The organism is Buttiauxella sp. A111 (assembly GCF_014189855.1).
Classification (GTDB): Bacteria; Pseudomonadota; Gammaproteobacteria; order Enterobacterales; family Enterobacteriaceae; genus Buttiauxella; species Buttiauxella selenatireducens.
This window is the reverse complement of the sequence record NZ_BJFN01000005.1, coordinates 141,559-164,835: the sequence shown is the minus strand read 5'-3', so window position 1 is coordinate 164,835 and position 23,277 is coordinate 141,559. Positions and strand designations below refer to the sequence as shown.

General features: G+C 52.6%; 11 protein-coding genes. 5 read left to right on the top strand and 6 right to left on the bottom strand.

Annotated features, from left to right (window positions below; translation table 11 throughout):
• The first annotated feature begins 311 nt into the window (after window positions 1-311).
• Window positions 312-674: an endoribonuclease SymE gene (gene symE, locus BSPA111_RS15875; protein ID WP_183272123.1), complete on the top strand. Its 363-nt coding sequence runs from the start codon at window positions 312-314 to the stop codon at window positions 672-674.
• A 229-nt stretch (window positions 675-903) separates the two neighbouring features.
• On the opposite strand, the gene BSPA111_RS15870 is transcribed toward symE, so the two are convergent.
• The 4 genes from BSPA111_RS15870 to BSPA111_RS15855 all read right to left on the bottom strand — a co-directional run bounded on the left by BSPA111_RS15870 (window position 904) and on the right by BSPA111_RS15855 (window position 13,840).
• Window positions 904-1,488, bottom strand: coding sequence for an Ail/Lom family outer membrane beta-barrel protein (locus tag BSPA111_RS15870; RefSeq protein WP_255459295.1), 585 nt, complete (start codon window positions 1,486-1,488; stop codon window positions 904-906).
• 328 nt (window positions 1,489-1,816) lie between these two features.
• Window positions 1,817-11,656: a hemagglutinin repeat-containing protein gene (locus BSPA111_RS15865; RefSeq protein ID WP_183272122.1), complete on the bottom strand. Its 9,840-nt coding sequence runs from the start codon at window positions 11,654-11,656 to the stop codon at window positions 1,817-1,819.
• Window positions 11,653-12,198, bottom strand: coding sequence for a toxin-activating lysine-acyltransferase (locus BSPA111_RS15860; RefSeq protein WP_183272121.1), 546 nt, complete (start codon window positions 12,196-12,198; stop codon window positions 11,653-11,655). Before BSPA111_RS15860 ends, BSPA111_RS15865 begins: the two co-directional genes overlap by 4 nt.
• Window position 12,199: 1 nt before the next feature.
• Complete coding sequence (locus tag BSPA111_RS15855; RefSeq protein WP_373925639.1) at window positions 12,200-13,840, bottom strand: ShlB/FhaC/HecB family hemolysin secretion/activation protein; 1,641 nt, start codon at window positions 13,838-13,840, stop codon at window positions 12,200-12,202.
• 645 nt (window positions 13,841-14,485) lie between these two features.
• Here BSPA111_RS15855 and BSPA111_RS15850 point away from each other — a divergent pair.
• Genes BSPA111_RS15850 through nagA form a run of 3 tightly spaced genes read left to right on the top strand, consistent with a single transcriptional unit; the run spans window position 14,486 to window position 18,618 of the window.
• Window positions 14,486-16,048 (top strand): PTS transporter subunit EIIC, encoded by a 1,563-nt coding sequence (locus tag BSPA111_RS15850; RefSeq protein ID WP_183272119.1) that lies wholly within the window; start codon window positions 14,486-14,488, stop codon window positions 16,046-16,048.
• A 2-nt stretch (window positions 16,049-16,050) separates the two neighbouring features.
• A complete protein-coding gene (locus BSPA111_RS15845) occupies window positions 16,051-17,400 on the top strand; it encodes an adenylosuccinate lyase family protein (RefSeq protein WP_183272118.1) in 1,350 nt (449 codons plus the stop codon).
• A 3-nt stretch (window positions 17,401-17,403) separates the two neighbouring features.
• A complete protein-coding gene (gene nagA / locus BSPA111_RS15840) occupies window positions 17,404-18,618 on the top strand; it encodes an N-acetylglucosamine-6-phosphate deacetylase (protein WP_183272117.1) in 1,215 nt (404 codons plus the stop codon).
• On the opposite strand, the gene BSPA111_RS15835 is transcribed toward nagA, so the two are convergent.
• Both BSPA111_RS15835 and BSPA111_RS15830 read right to left on the bottom strand, forming a co-directional pair.
• Window positions 18,611-20,185 carry a helix-turn-helix domain-containing protein gene (locus tag BSPA111_RS15835; RefSeq protein WP_255459294.1) on the bottom strand — a complete coding sequence of 525 codons (1,575 nt, stop codon included), beginning with the start codon at window positions 20,183-20,185 and terminating at the stop codon, window positions 18,611-18,613. The genes nagA and BSPA111_RS15835 overlap by 8 nt on opposite strands.
• A gap of 129 nt (window positions 20,186-20,314) precedes the next feature.
• Window positions 20,315-21,511 carry an NAD(P)/FAD-dependent oxidoreductase gene (locus BSPA111_RS15830; RefSeq protein ID WP_183272115.1) on the bottom strand — a complete coding sequence of 399 codons (1,197 nt, stop codon included), beginning with the start codon at window positions 21,509-21,511 and terminating at the stop codon, window positions 20,315-20,317.
• Between the two features lie 229 nt (window positions 21,512-21,740).
• On the opposite strand from BSPA111_RS15830, the gene pitA reads away from it, so the two are divergent.
• Complete coding sequence (gene pitA, locus BSPA111_RS15825; protein WP_183272114.1) at window positions 21,741-23,243, top strand: inorganic phosphate transporter PitA; 1,503 nt, start codon at window positions 21,741-21,743, stop codon at window positions 23,241-23,243.
• The last annotated feature ends 34 nt before the right edge of the window (window positions 23,244-23,277 follow it).

Sequence of the window (23,277 nt, the reverse complement as noted above, 5' to 3'; positions counted from 1 at the left end):
ATTGGCCGTCCAGTGTGGAGTGAGAGCAAGCAACACCTCATATTATTTTATTTATCACCGAGTCTTTGATACAGAATTTTAATATTTATAAATAAAACTTACCGTGGATAAACTTAATATTTCTATACATAAATTCTGAACAAATATATTTCATTGTGAGCATGAGTATTTTTATCTGGATTACTGTTTATGCATCCAGTATTGTTTATCAAGATTTTGTCAGTATTAGCGAAATAAAAGAAATAACGCGGGATTGAAGTGCTCGAACACCTCAACCCCGCTCACCAAAACTAACTATCACGGAGTTAATCATGGCTGAGCAGGATTCTAAGTCAGAAGTTGTCACAACAGAAGTCCCTGAATTAAAAAACCGTCGTTATACGGTCGGTTACATTCGAGACTGGAAGACGCATTCCGCTTTTACATCCATTACGCTGAAAGGAAACTGGCTGGATGATGCGGGATTTAAAACCGGTACACCGCTTAAAGTGCGCGTAATGCCCGGTTGTCTGGTACTCACCGCCGAAGACCCCTTACCGCCACCTCCGGCAGAACCGGAGATCATGCAGACACTGCGTCAAGTCTGTAAGCTTTCAGGACGCAAGCAAAAGCAGATCCTGGAGTTTATAGGGGTGATCACGGCTAAAAATACAGCAGCCAGGAAGTGGAGTTGACGGACTGAGTGACAGATAAAGAAATCCCGGCAACCAGACCGGGGTTTATATAGTAAATTTTCGGCCACATTAAAAGAGATCAAAAATACCTCCACCGCATCAAAATTAAAGATGCGATGGAGTTTAAATTTAGATTTTTAAAGAGCGTAAAATAGTGTAATTCGGGATAAATTAATCGCTGATTAAATAGCATCGACGGTAAAACAACACACCCGCCTTCTATCTAAAATCAGAAGCGATAACCGACACCGATGTTAAAGCCATTAACTGCATGATCATTAGCACCATCATCCAGTTTTGAACCTTCATAACCCACATCAATAACAAAGTTAGGCAGTGGGTTTATCTGTACGCCCGCACCATAAACCAGAGAAGTGGAATCATGATTCCCTCCATCGACATTCCCCATGTCGACTAAACCACGGGTACCTTCGTAGTTTTTCCAGTTATAGTTGTAATCAACTTTATTATAACTGGCACCCAGCAGAGCATAGACACTGACTAATTCGTTAAAACGCCAGGCCGGGCCTGCTGCCAGTGAGTAATATTTTACGTTCGCATGAAGATCAATTTTATCACGCTCAACGTAATAAGAACTGCTCTCGGAACCCGTCATAAAAGTAAATGAAGTGATAATACTCAGTGGAGAATTCCACTCATAACGGTATTTTAAATTCACACCGTTAGTGGTACCAAAATCTTCAACGTGAGCTTGAGCGTAGCCTGCGGTAATAGAACTTTCTGCCTGTACAGCAGCAGAAGCACCCAGTGCAGACAGAAGAACAGCGGTTAAAACAGTGTATTTCATTGACATAAATCATCCTTAATATTATTAAACATTTTTTAGTTCTTGCAAAGAGAAGTCTCTCCACTGCATAAATTACAGCTTGAATAAAACCTTAAAAGTCACCGAATATTATTCTTTCTATTCTGAATGAACTGAGCAAGCAATATAATGAAACTTATAAACACCCCGAACGAGCAGCCAAGAAGAACATTCTCGAAAAAATCTTTTACCCCAAAAATAAAAACACCATTTTTCATTAAAAAAAACAATGAAACTGCTACATTTAAACCTAGGAAAAGCAGTGACAGCACTAATGAATAAGCGAAAATCAAAAATAAAAAATACTTCATCAGTTTCATTTCCAGCCTCCATCAAAAATAACATTACCGATATCGCCAGCTTTTTTATTGGTATATTCTGCCGACGCTGAACCAGTTATATCACCAACGACTGTAGGCCATGGCGAACGAGAGGCCGGTGCTGATATTGATGGCATATACGGATTAAACTTCTCATTGAACCCATTAGACCAAGGATTAAGTGCCTTATTTGCATACGGCAATATTATTTCGGTTGCTTTGTATCCTACATAAGATCCAGCAAATCCACCCACCATTGGTAGCCATGGCGATTGCCCGTCAATAACACTGGATATTCCAGCGCCAGCAGTATTCCACGCGACGGTCCCTTTCAGACCCATATCACTTGTAACACCACCAACAACTACAGCGGACCCAAAACTGGCCCAGCTAAATTCTTTTGTAGGATCCTTATAGATGTTGTACCCCTGCATGCCAGCATTTGCCGTACCTGCGGCCCCAGCTGCAATTCCGCGATTGACTAGAGTTGAGCTACCTGCCCATTCAGCGATACCAGGAGATACAGCCCTACCCAGGACTGGTATAGCCAGGGAAATGGTCGCTATAGCCGCTTTAGGCAAATTATTCCCCATCTGCAACTCATCGTAATTATCAATGATCGGGGTGAGTTGGTTAATGCTGTATTGCGCCAGCTTCTGACAGGCTGCGTCACAACCGGGTGATTGCATCAATTTGATCAGATCGTCCTGTTGTTGAGTCAGATAATCTTTTGTGATTGATGTTTTCATCGCCTTTTCTTGCTGAGCTGCATCAGCCTTACTGGCAACATCCACCAGTCTTTGACGCTCTGCATCCGTCGAGGCTGATTTATATTTTTCAAGCCATGAGGTGGTTTGGTCAGCGCTCAGATAGTTATTCTCGAGCGAGTTCTTCCCGGCCTGTGCGCCTGCAACTGCATCGGAAGTACTGTCGCCAGCCAGTCCGCCTGCAAGCCCCGCCGCCAGTGTGCCCAACGCAGACAAGGTTTGCTTCTGCTCTTCCGTCAGATCTTTCGGATCGACACCCGGATACATCTCGCCGGCAATATATCGCGCCATCAGTTCACCACTGACCGCACCCGAGGCACCTGCCAGCGCACTATTCCCACTAGCCTCTGCGGCAATGGCGCCCCAGATGGCGTGCGCCATCGCATTCGCTTCCATATTCACAGAGCCATCGGCATTCATGGTCTGGTCGTGAATCAGATCGGCAATATACGGGTTCATGCCTCCTGCAAGTGCCTTGCCGATATCACCGCCTAACAGCCCCTGAACCACGGAAGTTGCCGCCTGTAACCCCTGCTGAATACTGCCACCCGTACCATACTTCGAACTGTTAAACGCCTCGTTATACGCGTTCTGATACAGCTGACCGTCGATATCACTATCCGTGACTGTTTTACCCGGATGCTCCTTCTGCCACTGTGCTTTCGCTGCGTCCCGCTGTTCCGGTGTGACGGTTTTCATCTTCTCGTTGGCGGCGTTCGTCGCTTCTATCTTCCCCTGCGTCCGCACGATATCTGCCGCCTGACTGCCTATCTCCCCTATCGCCTGGATTTCCTGCAACCGGCGCTGCTCTTTTTCCTTGTCAAATATCGTGTCCAGCCCCGGATTGGCGTTCGCCACATCACGGCTCAGGTCGTCGACATTCTGTGTCTGTTTGTCTTTATCGCGGATGGTTATGGTTCCACCGCTTATCGCCGACGAGGTGGTCGAGTCTGCGCTGCCTTCTCCGTTCGCACCCACCAGCAGGCCGTTCGCCATGTTGCCCAGGAACTGGTCGCCGTAACTGCCACCGCTGCTGATGCCCACACTCTGGTGCTCCACGCTGTATTCCGCGTGGTTGTCGATATTGCTGAAGCCTAATGTTCCGGTGTCGAGCAGGTTGTTCTCCGGCCCCGACGTGCTGCTGATCACCGCGCCGTTAAGCTGGGTGTGTTCACCTACCGTGATATCAAAGCCACCTTTTCCGGCGTAGATACCCGTCTGCTCCTGCACCGCCTCGTAGTTGCTGTGCATTTTGTCCTGGCTCAGATTCACTGACCCGGACCCGCCGCCCATGCTCACACTGCCGCCCGCGCTGGCGTTCTGCTGCTTCGAGTCGTACTGGTCAGAGTCCTTTTCACTGGTCAGCGTCAGGTTACGGCCCACGTCCATCGTCACTTTATCGCCGCTGATTTGTGCCCCCGTCAGCGTGGTGTCGCGTCCGCTGATAACGGTGAGATGGTTACCGGCATCTATCGTGGTTTCGGTATGCGTGGTGCCGTTGCCGGTTTCGCTACCTTTACCCTTGTTGACGCTGGCGTTCACCGAGATACCGTTGCTGCCGCCGCCAAAGTTAATCCCCACACCTACCGAGCCACCGTGGCTCTCGTTTTTACCGTCGAGCTGATGGGTGTTTTCGGCTGAAATCAGGTTCACATCGCGTGCCGCATCTAGTGTGATGTCGTTTCCGGCGCGTATCTGGCTGCCGGTGACGTTGATATCGCTGTCCGTCGCTTTAATGCTGAGGTTGTTCCCCGCCTGGATCGTGCTGCCCTGACTGTCGTGGTTGGTCTGCGTCTGTTCAGATTTCGACGACTGGCTGCCGTAAGAGAGGTTGACGCCAATCATGGCAGCAGGATCACCGCCCTGGGCCTGGTTCAGCTCCGCGCCCTGATATGCCTGCACACCGCTGAGCACCGACTTCATGCCGTCGAGTGCCGCCATGCGGCCATTGCTGTCTTTTTCCTGGTTGGCGGTGTTCGCGCTGGTCACCGCCTGGTTAATCGCGCTGCCCACCGTGCCGGAGAGCGCCAGTGTCAGCCCGCTGCTGCTCTGCTCGACAGTGTGTTTTGAGCTGGTTTCATTGTCTGCCGCCAGGATATCGACCTGTTTACCCTGCAGGGCAATGTTGTTCCCTGCCAGCACGTCCGAGCCTTTGATGGTCAGGCCGTTGCCCGCCACCATATTCACATCACCGTTAATGCTGCCCACCGTACTGCCTGCGCTGGTCAGTGATGTCCCGGTGTCGGTGGTTTTCACATCGGTGGTGCCGTAGCTGATGCCGATACCGCCGGTGCCGCTTAAGCCCGATTTTTTCTCCTGATGCTGATGCATCTCGTCGTGCTGTTCCGTCGCCGTGGTGACGGTGAGGTTATTCCCGGCAATCAGGTTGACATCCTGGCTGCCCGCCACCTGGCTTCCCTGAATAAACAGGTCGTGTCCGGCTGAAAGCGTCACGCCCTCGCCGTCCAGCTGGCTGCCCACCGCCAGTTGGTTACTCTCACTGTTATGGTCAACCGTGGTGGTTTTCGAGGTCATACTGCTACTGCCCGTCTGCTTCGTATACTGCTCGAAGCTGTCGGACGACGTACCGTTGACGATATTCAGGTCGTTACCCGCCTGGATGGTCAGTTGCTGGTTCGCCGAGACGTTGCCCGCGGTGATATTCACATCATTGCCCGCGCCCATCGAGACGTTACCGCCGCCCTGAATGACCGTACCGGTATCACCGCTCTGCGAGCGCTTCAGCCAGTCGTCGCTGCCCCAGCTCAGATTGTCATGGCTACCGGTTTGCACCGTGTTCAGGTTCAGGTTGTTACCCGCGATAATCGTGGTCTGACTGTCTGCGCCACCGTTGCTGACCAGCGCCGCCGTCAGGTTCACATCACGCCCGGCCTGAACGCCCAGGAAGCCGCCGTCGTTGGTTACCGACAGGCTGCCGATGCGGTCAATGCTGGTGCGGCCAAAGTTGCCGTCGGTGCTGACGGCACTGCGCGTGGTGGTGGTGACGTTGATGTCGCGCCCGGCGATGGCCAGCAGGCTGTCGCCCCCTTTAATGGTGCCACCGATATTGTTGATGTCGGTACGCGCCTGGAGTGCCACATCGTTGCCGCTGATGATGCCGCCGAGGTTGTTGATGTTGTTCGCCAGTATCTGCGTGCTGTCCTTGCTGTTGATACGCCCGCTGTTGGTCAGGTCGCCGCTCAAATTGAGATTGACGTTGCGCCCGGCAAGCAGCGCGCCGCTGCCGTCAAGGTCGCCCGCTTTCACCTTCGCATACACCTGCGGCACCAGTACCTGCTGGGTGCTGCCGTCAGGTAACTGCACGGTCTGGCTTACCATCCAGACGATATCGGATGTCAGTGCACTCATCTGCTCCGGCGTCAGCTCCACGCCCGGTTTCAGGCCCCACTTCTGCCCAAAAGCGATGCCGTTATTCATCAGCATTTTGTACTGCTCTTCGTCACTTTGCGTGTCGCCGATGTAACGCTGCCCGGTCAGTGCCACCACCTGTTCGCGGATCAGGCGCTGCTCGTAGAAACCATCGCCAAGACGCTTCTGGATATTGTTCGGGTCGGTGATAAACGCCTGCATCATGTAATCGGAGCTGAGCCACTGCTTCTGGTTGGTGAAGCGCGGGTCGGTTTCAACTAAGTAAGGGCTGTTACTCTCGGGATGCGATTTGAACAGGCTGTTGTCCGGGATACGGGTGTTCGGCCCGACCATGCGCACCACCTGGCTGTCGCCCGGCAGGTTCACTTCGAAGGTTTTGCCAGGCGACAGACTCATGGACGGGCCGCCGTTGATGCCGGGAATGGTCACCGAGCCGACCGGACCTGTAGTCATCGCGCCCGCGCCGTTTGGCCCGGCAATGTCACTGAGACTGAGGCTGCCGCCACCCTGAATAGTACCGGTGACTGAGGTATCCTGCCGCGCATCTATCGTCAGGCCACTGCCGCCTGCCTGGCTGTGGTCTGCCACCGTGCTGGCGTTGAGGCTGATCTCCTGGATGATGGCCGGAGGCGTATAGTCCGAGGTTTTCACGCTCGGGGAGTCGCCGCCTTTGCTTTGCTTACGTTTGTAGCGCGTGGCGGTACCGTCATCGGTGATGGTGCGCTCGCCTGCCACTTCCACGTTATTCAGGTTCGTGGCGTTGATGTTGAGGTTGCCGCCCGCGACAATCTGGCTCTTGTCGTTAAGCACATCCCCGGCATTAATCGTCAGCGAACCGCCCGCAATAATCTGGCCGGGGTCACTTTCCAGTACGCGGTCTTCGGTGATGGTGCGGGTGTAGTCATAGTGGGTGAACTTGTCGCCAGCGGTGTTGTGACAGAGAACTCCTTCGATACAGATTATCCAGGTCTCATCCTTGTAGATGCTGATGTCGTAGTCGTTATCGTTATAAAGCTGACTGCCGAGACGGTCGACGTTGTACTCGGAAATATGCTCCTGAGACACCACCACATTTTCGGTGGTGAAGTGGTCATTGACGTTGTTGAGCGTGGCAACGTTCAACGTCATATTGCCTGCGGATTCAATGGTCGCACTGTGGTTATTCACGGTGACGGCCTGTCCGGTGGCCAGCCAGTTCTCATCAAGATGGCCACCGAGGTACATATTCCCGTCGCTGTAAATCAGGGCGTGGTCGCGGTTATTGAGTATGCCGACGCCAAGATCCAGTTGCTGACGGGCAGCAATGGTCGCCGCCATACCGCCTTCAGCGATGTTGTTGAGCGTGCGGGCGTCAATCGACAGCCAGTCGCCGTAGATACGTCCGGTGCCAATGTTGTTCAGCGTCTGCGCGCTCAGATGGGTGTTGTAACCATCCAGCAGGCCACGGTTAGTGAGCGTACCGCTGACGTTGACATCCAGCGTGCCCGCGCTCAGTTCCCCGTCCACGGTGTTATTGAGTGACGCGGCGTTAAACGTGAAAGTATCACCCGCCTGCATCAGATTCTGGTTGGTGACACTGCCGGTGGTGGTGAAGTCCAGATTGCCGTTTGCCTGAATCGTTCCCACGTTGGTGAAATCGCTGGCAAGCCCGATGTGCATATCGCCCAGAGAAAGCAGTTTGCCATCCCCCGTCAGGCTGGTGCTGTCGAGAGTCAGGCCATTGCCCGCTTCAATATCACCCTGGCGGTTAATCACCTCTCCGGCCCGGATTTTCGCCAGATCCATCGCCGTGATCAGGCCGTTGCTGTTATTAAACAGCCCGGTGAGATTCAGGCCGACTGTGTTATTTGCCAGCACATCACCGTTCAGGTTATTGAGCGTGTCGGCGGTCATCAGAATGTCGCCGCCCTGAATACCCAGCGACTGGTCGTCGCTGTGGGTGTCCTGGTTTATCACCTGCGCGGCATTCATCAGCACCTGCTGTGCGCTCTGAATCAGCCCCGCCGTGTTGTCGATAATCGCATTCGTGGCGTTGAGCGCCATATCGCCCAGCGCCTGCAGGGCGCCGTGCTGGTTGTTAATGCCGGTGGTGTTTAGCGTCAGGTCACTTTTTCCGGCAATTTGCCCGTTGCGGTTATCAAGGTTGCCACTGGTGAGGGTGAAATCTCCGCCGCTGGTCAGCAGCCCCTGCTGGTTGTTCACCTCACCGGTGTTCATGGCCAAGCTGTTCTGTGCGCTGATTAAGCCGTCGAGGTTGTTCAGGTTAAAGCCGTGCGTGTTCCAGTTTAAATCCGCGCCCGACTGGATAGCGCCGCCGTGGTTACTGAGTGCGTCAGTTGATGCCGTCAGCCCCTGCAAAGCCACCAGCAAACCCGCGTCGTTGTTCACCTCTGCGGTGTTCAGCGCAAGTTGCTGATTGCTGATAATCGTGCCGATCCCGTTATTCAGCGTACCGCTGTTAAGCGTCATGTTGCCCTGGCTGGTGATACCGCCAGACTCGCCGCTATTCGTGTTGCTAAGCAACGCACCGTGGGTATCAAGCAGCAGGTCACCGCCGCTTTGCACCGCGCCGCCGTTATCGTTCAGCAACGTGCTACCGCTGTAAGTCAGCGACCCCACGCCTGCCAGCAGACCGGCGGTGTTATCCCAGCTTCCGGTGGCAAGCCGCGCATTGCCCGCGCTGTAAACCACACCGGACTGGTTGTTCACATTACCGGAGGTAATCTGTAAATCATTGCCGCTTGAGATCGTGCCGTTTTCGGTATTGCTGAGTGCTGCACCATGGGTGTCGAGCGCCAAATTGCCGCCACTTTGGATCAGACCGCCGTTGTCATTCCTTAACTCACTGCCGCTGTAATTGAGCAAACCGACACCCGCCAGTTGCCCTGCGGTATTGTCCCAGCTCCCAGTGGTGAGCGAGGCATTTGAGCCGCTGTACACCGTGCCAGACTGGTTGTTCACATTACCTGCCGTGAGCCGTAAATCGCCCTGGCTGACAATATTGCCCTCCAGGGTGTTGCTCAGTTGTGCGCCATGGGTGTCCAGGTCCAGTGCGCCACCGCTCTGGATCAGACCGCCGTTATCGTTAAGGAGTTCGCCGCCGCTGAAGTTCAGCCCGCTGACACCAACCATCTGCCCGGCGATATTGTTCCAACGCCCCGTGGTGAGCTGAACATGGTTGGCGCTGTATACGGTGCCGGACTGGTTATTCACCTCACCAGCTGAGATCTGCACATCACCGCCACCGACAATGCCACCTGACGCGCCGCTGTTGGTGTTGCTGAGCGCGGCCCCATGAGTATCCAGCGTCAAATTGCCGCCGCTTTGTATCACGCCGCCGTTATCGTTGAGCAGCGTCTGGCCGCCCCAGGTGAGAGCATTCACCGAGGCCATCTGCCCTGCGGTGTTGTTCCAGCTCCCAGTGGAAAGCCAGGCGTTGCCGCCGCTGTAGACCGTGCCGTGCTGGTTTTGGACATTGCCGCTGTTAAGCCATAAATCGCCCAGACTGACAATGCCGCCCTGGTCGCCGCTGTTCTGGTTAATCAGCGTGCCGCCGTGGGTATCGAGCGTGAAGGTGCTGCCGCTTTGCATTAATCCGGCGCTGTTATCCAGCCCGCGGCTACTGACATTGAGAGCACCACTGGCGGCGATAAATCCGCTGCGGTTATCGACGTCTCCGGTGCTGGTGAGCGCGAACGTATTGCCCGCGGAAAGCAATTGCCCCTGGTGGTTGTTCACACTGCCTGCCGTGAGAGTGAAATCTCCGCTCGAGGCCATGTTGCCCTGGCTGTTATCCAGCCCGCCGCTGACGTTTACCGCCATGTTGCCCAGCCCGGTCTGCGTCATTGTGCCGGCGTGGTGCGACAGGCTGTCGGCTGCCACCGTAATGCTGTCAGCCTGAGTGATTGCACTGTCCAGCACCAGATTTTTACCCTGCAAATCCAGTGCACCATTGGAAGCGAGCGTGCCGCCGGTGGCATCCATCTGCGCGGCATTCAGGGTTAATTTTCCGCGTCCTGCATGGATAACCGTGCCCTGCTGGTTGGTCAGTTTTGCGGTGCTGAGCGTGAGGTTGTTACCGTTGCTGGCAATCGTGCCACCGTTGTTATTGATGGCGATGTTCTGGGTAAGCGAAAGATCCTGTTCACCGAGTTGATTAATGACGCCACTCTGGTTAGAGAGCGTGCTGCCACCAAGTAGCAAGCGGTCAGCTTCCAGCTTGCCACCGTCGTTGTTCAACAGGCCGTTGGTATTCAGTGTGAGAGTTTGCGCCGCCGCGATATTGCCCTGGGCGGTGCTGAGATTGCCGCTTGTCGCGGTCGCGTTAATGTCACGCGCCCAGGTCTGGCTCTGACTTAAATCGACATCAGCGCCTTGCGCATTGAGGGTCGTTGCGGCGAGGTTCTGCCCGTGAGCACTCAGCTGGCCGGTGGTGGAGAGCGTCAGGTTGCCGCTGCTGCCCAGTTTACCGTCGCTGTTCAAACCGGCGGCCAACACGGCTGAAGTGGTGCTATTGAGGCTGCCCGCGGAAATGTTTGTCTCGTGCGCGGCGGCAATCGTGCCACTATTAATGATGTCTGCCGGAGTGCGTAGCGTGGTGTTACCGGCAGCGTACTGCGTGCCGCTGTTCTGAATGCCACTGGACGCGCTCACCGCTAAATCCTGAGCACTGCTCACCGCACCGCTGTTTTCGATGCGCCCGTCCGCGGTGATCGTCACACTGCCAGCGGAAGCACCAATCGTGCCCGCATTGCGTACGCCAACACCGCTTTCAGTGCCGATAAGGCGGATTTTGCCTGCGTACATACCACCGAGCTGCGATACATCTACCGCCAGTTGTGGGCGAGTGCTGGCATCCGACGCGGTCTTGCTGATGTTCTCATGGACAGCGTCCACCACATTGCTGCCAGCAGTGACCTTCAGGTCGTTCGCCCAGATCCCGGCGTTCACTTTTACCGCACGGGCAATGATATCGGTGCTGTCCTGGGAGGTGCTGTCCATGCCGCGCCCCTGGATAACAATTTCCCCCTGCCGCACGTCGTAGCCGGTGATTTGACCGTTGGTGAGCTGCGGGTTGCCCGTGGTCAGCGTGGTGCGGTTGGCGTTGATAAAACCACAGCCATCGCAACTGATACCCGCCGGGTTGGCGATAATGATTTGTGCCTTTTTACCCGCGACTTCCAGCACCCCGTTAAGCTGGCTGGGATTGCGCGAGTTCACCTCGTTAAGGATGATTTTTGCTTCGCTTTTTGCCAGCCACGGGTTGCCGTTAACCATGCCGCCCAGTTGCGTTTGTGTGGCATTGTGCGAGTTATTGAGGATCGCGCCCTGGCCATCGACATCGAACTGGCTGTATTTGTTATGGGAAACGCCGTTGCCGTTGGGTGACTGAATATTCACCTGCGGCGTGCCGTTGGCGCTGTTAATAATCGTCGGCTGCTGATTTCCAGGTGCGGCGCCGTCTGCAACGATCCCCGCCTGCACGGAAACACTTACGCAGCCCAGCGCCAGTAACAGGCTGAAGTTAAGGCGGGACAGAGAGCTGACACGCTGTGAAAGCGTATGCCCGACACCGGAGGACGGGCCGGACGAGGCGCGCCCTGATGCTGCAATATCAGCCACCACCATCAACATGCCACGTGCTTTGTTAAAGACAATGCGATAAAGGTTCTTGTTCATGGTAGCGTCCTTGCCGGGAATTCATTTATTGAAACAGTCAGAGGGTGTGCGGTGCGCCAGTCTTCAGCCTGTTGCTGGCTGACTTTCGCGCCGCGAAAATTTTTGACGCATTTGCCGTGCGTCACGCCACGGTGCCAGAGCGCGCGCATGCAGTGCTCCGGAAACAGGTACTCCGTCACCAGGCGTTTCATGGCGGAGGTATGCCCGAAAGGGGCGACCCAGTCGCGCAGCCACAGACGCGGGCCGCTGAACCAGTCACGTTCCTGCGTCATGATTCCAGGCGCTTCCAGATAACGCCGCTCGGCGTCTTCGTCCATCCACATCCAGCTCAGGAAAAAAACCGGTTTGCCGTTTTCGCAGGCCAGCAGATACTGCTGCTTTTCGATAATCGGCAGCAGTATGGCAGGCAGTGTTTCCAGTGCCAGTTCGCGATGGAATTCTGAATGCATCCACAGCCAGAGCGCGGCACCCAGTACTTCAGCTGAGCTGGCTTCCCCACCGAGCACACCCGGTGCAATCACATCAAATCCGTTAATGCGCATCTCAGTACTGCCAGTTCAGGTTGAAGCCGAGCGTGACCGGATCGGTCGTAAAACCGTCGGGTTTAGAAAGCGGGATACCCACAAACGTGTCGTAACTGGCACCCCACAGACCACCGCGCAGACCCACCGCGCCGCCCGCCAGATGGTTACCGAGGTTGTACTCGCTGCCGTGGCCGCCGATTTCACCGTAGTCGACGCCGAGATAAAGCTGGTGATTCGGAACTGGAGTCTGCCAGGCGAGTTCATTGCGCACCGTCCAGCCGCGGTCGGCGCTCAGCGTGCGTTCGCCATCGAAACCGCGTACCGTCCAGCGCCCGCCAATAGAGAACTGATCCTGCGGCGTAAGTGGGGTGTTGCTCATCTGGCGCAGGTACTGCACGTTGTAACGGAAGTTCTGCGCGGCCAGTACAAAAGGCGCATCAAGCTGGGCATTAAGTTGGATGATTTTGCTCAGTGCCGTCGCCTCACCGTAATACTCTTCGGAGGCAGGAATGGCGCCAAACCAGCACGTGCCGCGTTGGTAGCTGATACCGGCATCAAGTGTGGCGGCATCAATATAATGACGATGTTGTAAACCGATTTTCCAGGCGGCAGTCTGACGACGCTGTACGTCAACTTCGGTGCCGTTGACGAAGTTTTTTGAATCGCGGGCAATCACATCGTAAGTGAAAGAGGTCTTCTGGCTGGCGTTGCGGTGCAGCACACGGCTTAACTGCCAGTCGATATTATTGCTTTCACCGCTGTAGCGAATATCACCATTTAAACCGGCCACCGTCTGATAATAACTGTTGTTACTGGCCGTCAGGCTGGTTGCCCAATAGCCGAATGGCAGGGAGTACTGTCCGGTGTAGTTGTGGGTACCTTTGCCTTCCGGCGCATGCAGTGAGCTGCCAGCGGAAAGATAAAGTGTGTCGCTCAGACTCAGCAGGTTATCGCCGTAAACGGTCACCCCGCCCTGATAGCGCCCGGTGCTGCGCGAGCCGGAGTCATCAAGCGATGCCCCCACACGCCACATTTTGCTTTGCTGCCAGCTCAGGGCGATATCACTTTCGCCCGGTTTTTCACCCGGCACGATTTCCATGCTGGCTTGTACCGTCGGCACGCGCTGTAAGTTTTCCAACCCCTGTTCTATATCGCGCAAATCCAGCAGGTTGCCTTCATGCGCCGGGAATGCGGTGAAACGAGTGACGTAATGGCCGCTTTGCGGGGTAAGAACCACATGGCGAATGTTGCCCGGCACGAGGGCAAGCATGAGGGAGCCTTTCGTCAAATCCTGTTGGGGAGCCACCACGCGGGAGGTGACATATCCGCTGTCGATCAGGCGATTTTGCAGGGCGCTCATCAGCAGGTTAATACCGCCGGAACCTAAGCACTGCCCATTGGCCTGGTTGGCGATCTTTTGCAACGGTAACCAGTGCGGAAGTGAACGGCGGTTTTGCAGTTCAACGGTATTTATTGGGAAACACGGGGTTTCTTTCGGAAACTGTAACCTGCCAGAAGAAGACGACGGCGCAGAAAGCCGCACATCAGGAGTTTCGGGGGCTAAAGCGGCTTCACGCGCACGCTGGTTTTCCTGCTGACGTATTAATTCCTGGTCTCCCGGGGCGGAATAACCGCTTGCTGATAGCAATAAACATCCCAACGCAAAGAATAACGTTGTAAAAGAAATACGCACATTAACTTCCTGTTAAATAATTAATCAGCGAGAGTGAGTTTTTAAAACGACTTACAGCAAAAAATCAAAATAACCCGTGAACTTATTTCTAAATATTACCACAGTGTTTCAGATAATATATGAATGCAAACTCCTAAAAATGAGCAGACGTGATTGACAGCAAAAAAATCATGGGGTCAGTTTTAAAAAAATAACCTTTACGGTTTTTATATATTTAAAAAACAAAATAAATTCATATAGTTACTCAACAAAACCAAGTAATATAAATCAAAAACATCAAGGAATTAGATTTGTAATAACAGTCGTTAAATATGCTTTATATTCACAAGATGAATATAAAGACCGAGATATATTTAGTAAAATATCACACGATGACTATCAACGTTTTCCCACGAATACTTTTCATCGTCAGCGTCCCGTCATCATTTTGAACCTGGCGTATATTCGGGAATATATGACCCGTTATATAGGGACTGGAGTGGGCACCGATGGATTTCTGCTCCACCAATGTTAGGGGCAAATCTTGCGCCTGAATCAGCCCAGTTTTTGGCCTTGCTCGCTCATGCCGATAACGTGTCTTATGTATCGAAGACAACACTTCAGGATGAGTCTATGAACGCTAATTTTAAGAATGAAATACAAACGTTCGGACGGTCGTTGCTATTACCTATTGCTGTGCTGGCACCTGTCGGCATGGTTATGGGCATTTGTAGCGCGCTGGGCCAGAACTATATGATTGAAAAGTTACCTTTTTTAGGTAACGCCATTTTTAAAGACTTGCTCTCATCGCTTGGTTTAATCAGCAGCGTGGTATTCCAAAATATCCCTCTGCTTTTTGCGATGGGTGTCGCTTATGGCATGTCTAAAAAAGAAAAAGGTATCGCCGTTTTTGCCTCTGTTGTGGCCTACCTCACGCTGTTGATTTCAATGCACGTGCACTTAAAACTGGCAGGCCAGCTTGCGAAAGGAGATTTATCGCTGGTTGGGCAAGGCATGGTGCTGGGGATCCAGACGTTGAAGATCGAGGCTCTTGGCGGCATCATCGCCGGCCTCCTGGCGGCAAAAGTGACGGATAAATATTACCGTTTACAGTTACCGCTGGCCTTTGCCTTTTTCAGCGGTAAAAAATCCGTCGCCATTTTATCCATTGCTTTTACCATCCCTGTCGGCCTGGCCATTCCCTTCATCTGGGATCTGTTTACCGCCGGAATGAACAGCCTTTCGACGGTCATGATGGCGCCGGATATTGGTGCCGGGATCTATATGACGCTCAATCGTCTGTTAATCCCCTTCGGTTTACACCATGTTTTAAGCTCTACCGTTCGCTTTACCGCAGCCGGTGGGACCTACTTAATTGATGGGCAAACTTATGTCGGTATCCTGCCGGCAATGAATAAAATCCTGTTTGAGTTAGGACCAAACCATCCAGCGTGGAAAGAATATATGCCAACGCTGACCAGCTATCTTGCGTCTTCGCAAATGCTGACAACCTTGTTCCGTGTTCCTGCTATCGGTCTGGCGATGTACCACATGGCCTACATGAAGAACAGAAAGTTCGCCAAAGGCATGATCCTGACGGTGGTATTAACTGCGGTGCTCGGAAATGTCACCGAACCACTGGAATTCTCCTTCCTGTTTATTGCGCCGAAGCTGTTTATTGTTTACGCCGTGCTGTGTGGTCTGCTGACTATCCCACTACAGATGCTTGATGTTTCCGTGGGCTATATTCGTGGCACTATTTTTGACTTTGGCATCTTTGGTCTGATGTATGAACACACTCAGTGGCTCAACCTCATTCTGCTGGGCATCGTTAACTTTGTGGTGTTCTACTTTGTCTTCCGTTTCGCCATTCGCAAGTTCGACATTAAAACGCCGGGCCGCGAAAGTGACATGGGCGACAGCACCCTCTTGAACAATAAAGAGTACGACAAAGTCGCCGCTCTGGTCGTGGAAGGTCTTGGTGGCAAAAGCAATATTAAACGCGTCGAGAACTGCGTATCACGTTTGCGTATCGATCTTGCCGACCAAAAGAAACTGGATATGGCGATTCTGAAAGAAGCGGGAGCGCTGGGAACCTTTATTCCGTCCAGTAACCATATTCATGTTGTTTTTGGCCCTCATGTTGAGTTCGTCCGCAACGCGGTGGACGATGCCATGGCCAAACAGGAGAAATAACCATGCGCGCACTTTATGATTCAAAAAGTAAAACCATTGATGACAAAGGAATGAAAGCCTTGTTTACCCACGAAGCCCGGGTTCAGTCCTGGCTTGATGTGGAGGCTGCGCTGGCGACGGCACAGGCTAAGGTCGGCATTATTCCTGCTTCAGCGGCAAAAAATATCGCCGAAAACTGTCAGCTTGACCGTATTGACCTGGCAGAAGTCGAGCGCCTGCTGCGGGAAATCGGGCACGGATTTGTACCGGTGATTAAAGTGCTGGTCAAAGCGTGCGATGAAGAAAGCGGCAAATATGTGCACTACGGGGTGACGACTCAAAACATCCAACAAACCGCGCATCTCCTGTTGGTGAAACAGTTCCACCAGCAGCTGATGAGCTTTGTGGATGCCACGCTTGAGAACCTGGCAAACCTTGCCCTGCAACACAAAGACACCCTGATGGCGGGACGCACCCACGGAAAACATGCCCTGCCAATTACCTACGGTTACAAGGTGTCGGTATGGATTTACGAGCTTCTGGGTGCCGTTGAACGGATGCAAGAAGCGGAAAAACGCGTCTTTACCGTGATGATGGGAGGTGCAGTGGGCGCCTTCCACGCCACCGGAGAACCGGGGCGGCAGGTGCAGGATCTGGTCGCAGAAGCGCTGGATATGCACCCAATGCGCGTGCCTTCCCGCAATGCACGAGTCTATCGCGCCGAATACATCAGCAATTTGTGCCTGCTTGCCACCACCTTCCACAAAATTGCCGAAGAGGTTTATCAGACATCCAGCGAGGAGTTTGGTGAAGTGTCAGAAGCCTTTGCCAAAGGTACTGTCGGCAGCAGCACGATGCCGCAAAAAGTGAACCCGAAACTGGCGAAGGGAATTATAGCGAACGCCCAGCGACTGTATGCCGTGATGACATCGTCATTGTACGTCTGTCCGCGTCCGTTTGAGGCCGACAGTTCTGCCTATTTCATCTTTGATGCCAACCTACAAGAAAGCATTGAATTGATGGCAGAAATCGTTCTTCGCGCTGAAGAACTGACCCGCACTCTGATCGTCGATAAATCGCGTATGCAGCAAAACGTGATGCTGACGCACGGTCTGATCAACAGCGAAAAAATCATGATGAGCCTGGTTGAACGGTTAGGGAAAGATCCGGCGCATGAACTGGTCTACACCATGGCGATGCGCAGTACTCATGAAGGGTTGGATTACGGCAGTGTGCTGCGCAACGAGCCGGTGATTCGCGACAACTTCACTGATGACGAAATCCGTGAGTTGCTTGATCCGGCTGCCTATACCGGCCTTTGCGCGGTGTTGGCAGAGGAACTGGCTCACACCGTTTTTGCCAGAAAGGAGTGATAAATGAGTGACGTCACGGCCCTAAAATCAACGCATATTGTGACACCAGATGGCATTCGTGCCGGGTATTTGCTCATTGAAAACGGCACTATCCTCGGCATTGAAGATAGCTGGTCCGGCCCGGCCACGGATTATGGCAGCAGTTACCTGATGCCCGGATTTGTCGATATTCATGTGCATGGCTGGGGGCGCGGCTCGTTCGCCTATAAAGGCGATCATGCCTCGCTGGTCAACATGAGCCGCGATTTAGTCAGTAGTGGTGTCACATCTTATCTGGCGACTTCCGGCACCATGCCTGACGATTTTCTGAAATCATCTTTAGCCGCCGCCGCTGAGTATCTCGAAGCGGCGAAGCCATCGGATGGCGCAGAGGTCATCGGTGTGCATATGGAAGGGCCGTGGATCAACCCTAAGCATCTGGGAATGCAGCGGGCTGATTGCCTGCAGTCCCCGTCGATTGAGGGTTTTGAGCAGTTTAACGCGCAGGCAAGAGGACATATACGCCTGGTCACACTGGCACCGGAACTGGAAGGCTCTCTGCCCTTTATCCGCTATTTACACGGTAAAGGGATTACGGTTTCTGCCGGACATACCGATGCCACCTTTGATCAGATTACCGCCGCCATTGACGCCGGTTTGAAACACTTCACCCATGCTTTCAGCGCCATGCGCGGTTTCCATCACCGTGAGTTGGGTGTCGTGGGCGCGTTGATGTATTACCCGGACGTGTACGCAGAAGTGGCAAAACAAAGTGGAATCACCATTAAACCCCAGGCCTTTGACATCCTCTATCGCCTGAAAGGGGATCGCCGGCTGGTGCTCATGAGTGATTGCATGGGCTATGCCGATTTTCCAGAGGGTTACGAATTTCATCACTATTTACGCCAGGAAACGTTTCGCATTCGTCATGGGAAACTGGAAATCACCGCGAAGAATGGCGAGTGCCAACAGGTCTCTCCGGATGACTGGCCGGTGGTGTCCGGGCTGGAAATGAATTTCCTGGATTCCGTGAAAAATATCGTCGGACGTCTGGAAAAAGGCCTGGAATCGGTGGCGCAAATTGCCTGCCATAACCCAGCGGTGCTTGCGGGAGTGGCATCAAAGAAAGGCAGTCTGGCTGCGGGGAAAGACGCGGATATTCTCTGTCTTGATCAAGCGTTAAATCTGACTCATGTGTGGTGTCGCGGCGTCCACCAACCGTTACCCGATGTCAGATAAAGATCTCAGGATAGCGAGCTTCAAGATACTGCCGTAGCTCGCTGTCCGCCAGGTTCTTGCTCTCTTCAATAAATGTTTCAATGGCGATTTTTTTCTTCGCCCGTGAAAGACCCATCTGACGCAATGTGGAGATATCTTCTTGTGTCAGATGAAAACTCACTTTGACGTAATCGTACTGGTAGTAACGCAGATAACTGGAAATCTTATTGGTAAAGGTTAATAGCAAATCGAACGGGATATCCTGCAACTGATGTATTTCATTGATGTTCACGCTTGCCACAATATCAATATGAAACCATGACTTAAGCACTTCTTTAAAATAGCCGACTTTGCTTTCTGATGAGTTAGTGACGATCACCACCCTTTTTTTCACTTCATCATGAAGGCGATTCTGTAACTCGTATTTCTTCAGGATCAGCACCAGTGTCGCAATATGCACTGGGGAAAAATTCACCGCCCAGGCTTGCTCAATTTCTCGCACTTCCACACAGACCCCCTGATACAGCGCCGGATAGTGCTCACGTACATGGTGCAGTTTTTTATCCTCAAACCACAGACTGAATTTGTTCTGCACGATGGCGGTATAAATAAACTGATAGACCTCACCGAACCAGGCCTGCTGGTTATTAATTGTCGCCTGAAGAAAAGGGGCGATCGCCTGACTAAAGCGCTGCACCTTGTCGATCAACGGAACGTCATACAAGGTGAATGGCCGCCAGGTGAATGACAGCGAGGAGAGCAGCAAATCGAGAAAACGGTTTTCCGCAGGTGAGGCAAGGAGACTGAAATCCATCGCCGTGACGAAATCCAGTGCATGGGTGTCGGTAATGCAATGTCCGCGCCCGGTACGCTGCAGGGCGATGCTCATATACACCAGAAAGTATTTCTTACCGTTATAGCCCAACGTCAGGCGCGGAGCGATGCGTTGACAGTAAATGTCCGCGGCTTCACGAATTTCCCTCTCGCACTGCTGCAAAAACTGACAGGCGATCGAGCGATTAATGGGTTCGTTGGCGGAATGCTGCACCAGTTGGTTGTCCTCACCAATTTCGACCGTTTTCAGAATGGTGAGACAAATGGCGATACGCAATGAAATTTCATCCCCCTGAAGCCGGGAGCCTTGTCGGTGAACACTTTGCACCGCAAGTTTATTCGCCTGCAGAAACGTCATCAGCGCCTGATTGTCATTTTTCAGGGTGCCGGGGCTGACGTGGAATTTCTGGTAATAATCACTTTTATTGACGATGTTCTGCAAACACAGCGCCACGGTTAAATCGCGCACCCGCTCTTCCGGGCTCGTGAGATAACGATTGAAGTGAATGTTTTCGAGAAATGACACGTACTCACGATAGCCCATTGCGGTGACAATCGATTGATTTTCAATATGCAAATGAAACGCGGGATCAAGCTGCTCGTTGATTTCTTTCATCGTGCGTTTCAGTGTAGAGAGTGTTTTACCGAATTGTTGTACGGCATCCTCTACATAAACCGGGCTATGTTCCTGAAGGTATTTCAGAAAGGATAAATCAAAACTGTTCATCAAAAACTCTGACAGGAAACGCCGCACGACGCTATGTTTTCATCATCCTGCCATCGTACATTAGCCGCGAAATTAAAACCGTGACCGACGCCGTTAAGTCATGGCACGGTTTATAGTCAACGCCAGTTCCGAGCGAGTTTTAACGACAAAATTGAGTCACTCTCCACCCACCAAATCTTGCGCACAAGCCCACGCAGAGCTCCACGCCCACTGGAAGTTATATCCACCTAACCAACCGCTAACGTCCATCACTTCGCCGATGAAATACAGGCCAGGTACGTTACGCGCTTCCATAGTGCGTGAACTGAGTTCGTTGGTGTCTACTCCGCCAAGCGTCACTTCTGCGGTGCGATAACCTTCTGTACCGTTAGGTTGCACACGCCAGTCTTGCAGCGTTGCCAGCAGCTCATTTTGTTGGCGGGAGTTCAGTTGCTTCAGCGTCACATCCGGTATCTGTCCTAGCTGTTGCAGGCATTCCACCAGGCGTTTTGGTAACACGATTGCCAGCGTATTTTTCAGGCTTTGATTAGGGTGAGCATTGCGCTGTTCGTTGAGAAGCTCATCCAGATCGGTATCGGGAAGTAAGTTAACGCTGACAAACTCACCCGGCTGCCAGTAGCTGGAAAGTTGCAATACCGCAGGGCCAGAAAGGCCACGATGAGTAAACAGCAAACTTTCGCGGAAGCTGACACCGTTTTGTGCCGTAATAACCGAAGGTACAGAAACGCCGGAAAGCACCTGCAACTGTTCGAGTAGCGGTTTATGTAGCGTAAAAGGCACCAGTCCAGCGCGGGTCGGTAAAACTTTCAGCCCAAACTGCTCGGCAATTTTGTAACCGAACGGTGTCGCGCCAAGACCAGGCATTGAAAGGCCACCCGTCGCGATGACTAATTTTGCCGCTTGTACGCTGTCGCCATTTAATTGGATGGTATAGCCATTTTCATCACGTTCGATGCCTAACACTTCGCTGCGCAAGCGTGTGGTGACTTGCCCTTTTTCACATTCGGCAACCAGCATATCGACAATTTGTTGTGCCGAATCATCACAGAAAAGTTGACCAAGCGTCTTCTCATGCCACGCAATACCATGCTTACCGACCATGTCGATAAAATCCCATTGGGTATAACGCGCAAGTGCAGATTTGCAAAAATGTGGGTTTTGGCTGAGATACGCGGCAGGCTCGATATAAAGGTTAGTAAAGTTGCAACGCCCGCCACCGGACATCAAGATCTTCCGGCCCGGTTTTTTACCGTTATCGATAAGTAACACACGACTGCCTGCTTGCCCTGCCATCGCTGCACAGAACATTCCTGCGGCACCCGCACCAATAATAACAGTATCAAACTTTTCCACGACCGGCTCCTGACTATACTCAATGCAAGGAAGTGTAAAGATAGGCGCATGGCCGCACCAGCTAAATGCGCACCAGCAATCGCAGGTGATTGAAAATAAATATGTAAATCTTTTCAATGTTTGATGAAGGACAGACAAACATCAAGAAAAGTCCATATTTCTGTTGGCGCATTACGGAGTTGTCTTACATAATGCGCCGCGTTCATGTCCTCACAATGGCGTAACGTCTATGGAATTTCTGTTTACCGGCCTGGATCTACATACCGGGCTCTTGTTATTACTTGCCCTGGCATTTGTTCTCTTCTACGAAGCGATCAATGGCTTTCATGACACTGCGAATGCAGTGGCAACCGTTATTTATACACGTGCAATGCGATCGCAACTCGCGGTGGCAATGGCGGCGTTATTTAACTTTCTCGGCGTTCTGCTCGGTGGATTGAGCGTGGCGTATGCGATTGTGCATATGTTACCAACCGATCTGCTGTTGAACGTAGGGTCCGCTCATGGTCTCGCCATGGTGTTCTCTATGTTGCTGGCCGCTATCATCTGGAACCTCGGCACCTGGTATTTTGGTCTGCCGGCCTCCAGCTCCCATACGCTTATCGGTGCCATCATTGGTATTGGTTTGACGAACGCATTGATGACCGGCACCTCGGTTGTTGATGCGCTGAATATCCCGAAAGTGATTGGGATTTTCATGTCGTTGATCCTTTCCCCAATCGTGGGTCTGGTGGTTGCGGGCGGGTTAATCTTTTTGCTACGTCGCTACTGGAGCGGCACCAAGAAGCGCCGCCGTATCCACCTCACACCTGCTGAACGTGAAAAACAAGACGGCAAGAAAAAACCGCCATTCTGGACGCGTATCGCCCTGATTATCTCCGCTATTGGCGTGAGCTTCTCTCATGGTGCTAACGACGGTCAGAAAGGCATTGGTTTGATCATGCTGGTGCTGATTGGTGTAGCTCCTGCGGGCTTCGTGGTGAATATGAATGCTTCCGGTTACGACATTGCTCGTACTCGCGATGCCATCACCCACCTTGAGCAATACTACGCACAGCACAGCGATGCGATTAAGCACGTCATCGATCTCAATCCGGCTATCCCAACTCCTGAAGAAGTGAAGGGCCAGGATAAGCCTGCTGAGTTCCATTGCGATGCTAGCCGCGCCATTATTGCGGTACAGCGTGCAAAAGAGCTGCTGGGCAATCTCGACAGCTACGACAAGTTGAGCATTGAGCAGCGTAGCCAGATGCGCCGTCTGTTGCTTTGCATCTCTGATACATCAGAAAAAGTAGCCAAGCTGCCGGAAACCAAACCGGAAGATAAGCGCTTCCTGAAAGAGCTGAAAACTGACTTGCTGTATACCATCGAGTACGCACCAATCTGGATTATCATGGCGGTCGCTCTGGCGCTAGGCATCGGTACCATGATCGGCTGGCGTCGTGTGGCGACAACTATCGGTGAGAAGATTGGTAAGAAAGGCATGACCTATGCGCAGGGGATGTCCGCGCAGGTGACCGCCGCCGTCTCCATTGGTATTGCGAGCTACACCGGTATGCCGGTTTCCACGACTCACGTACTGTCTTCTTCCGTAGCGGGGACGATGGTGGTTGATGGTGGTGGTTTGCAGCGTAAGACAGTTACCAATATCCTGATGGCGTGGGTGTTTACTCTGCCAGTATCGATTTTGCTGTCTGGTTGCCTGTACTGGATTTCACTGCACTTCATTTAAACATGATGCGGTGATCGCAAGACGACAAAAAGCG

Excerpts from the sequence above, each read along its gene's own strand:
- symE (WP_183272123.1), top strand. The coding sequence starts at position 312 with ATGGCTGAGCAGGATTCTAAGTCAGAAGTTGTCACAACAGAAGTCCCT.
- BSPA111_RS15870 (WP_255459295.1), bottom strand. The coding sequence starts at position 1,488 with ATGTCAATGAAATACACTGTTTTAACCGCTGTTCTTCTGTCTGCACTG.
- BSPA111_RS15865 (WP_183272122.1), bottom strand. The coding sequence starts at position 11,656 with ATGAACAAGAACCTTTATCGCATTGTCTTTAACAAAGCACGTGGCATG.
- BSPA111_RS15860 (WP_183272121.1), bottom strand. The coding sequence starts at position 12,198 with ATGCGCATTAACGGATTTGATGTGATTGCACCGGGTGTGCTCGGTGGG.
- BSPA111_RS15850 (WP_183272119.1), top strand. The coding sequence starts at position 14,486 with ATGAACGCTAATTTTAAGAATGAAATACAAACGTTCGGACGGTCGTTG.
- BSPA111_RS15845 (WP_183272118.1), top strand. The coding sequence starts at position 16,051 with ATGCGCGCACTTTATGATTCAAAAAGTAAAACCATTGATGACAAAGGA.
- nagA (WP_183272117.1), top strand. The coding sequence starts at position 17,404 with ATGAGTGACGTCACGGCCCTAAAATCAACGCATATTGTGACACCAGAT.
- pitA (WP_183272114.1), top strand. The coding sequence starts at position 21,741 with ATGGAATTTCTGTTTACCGGCCTGGATCTACATACCGGGCTCTTGTTA.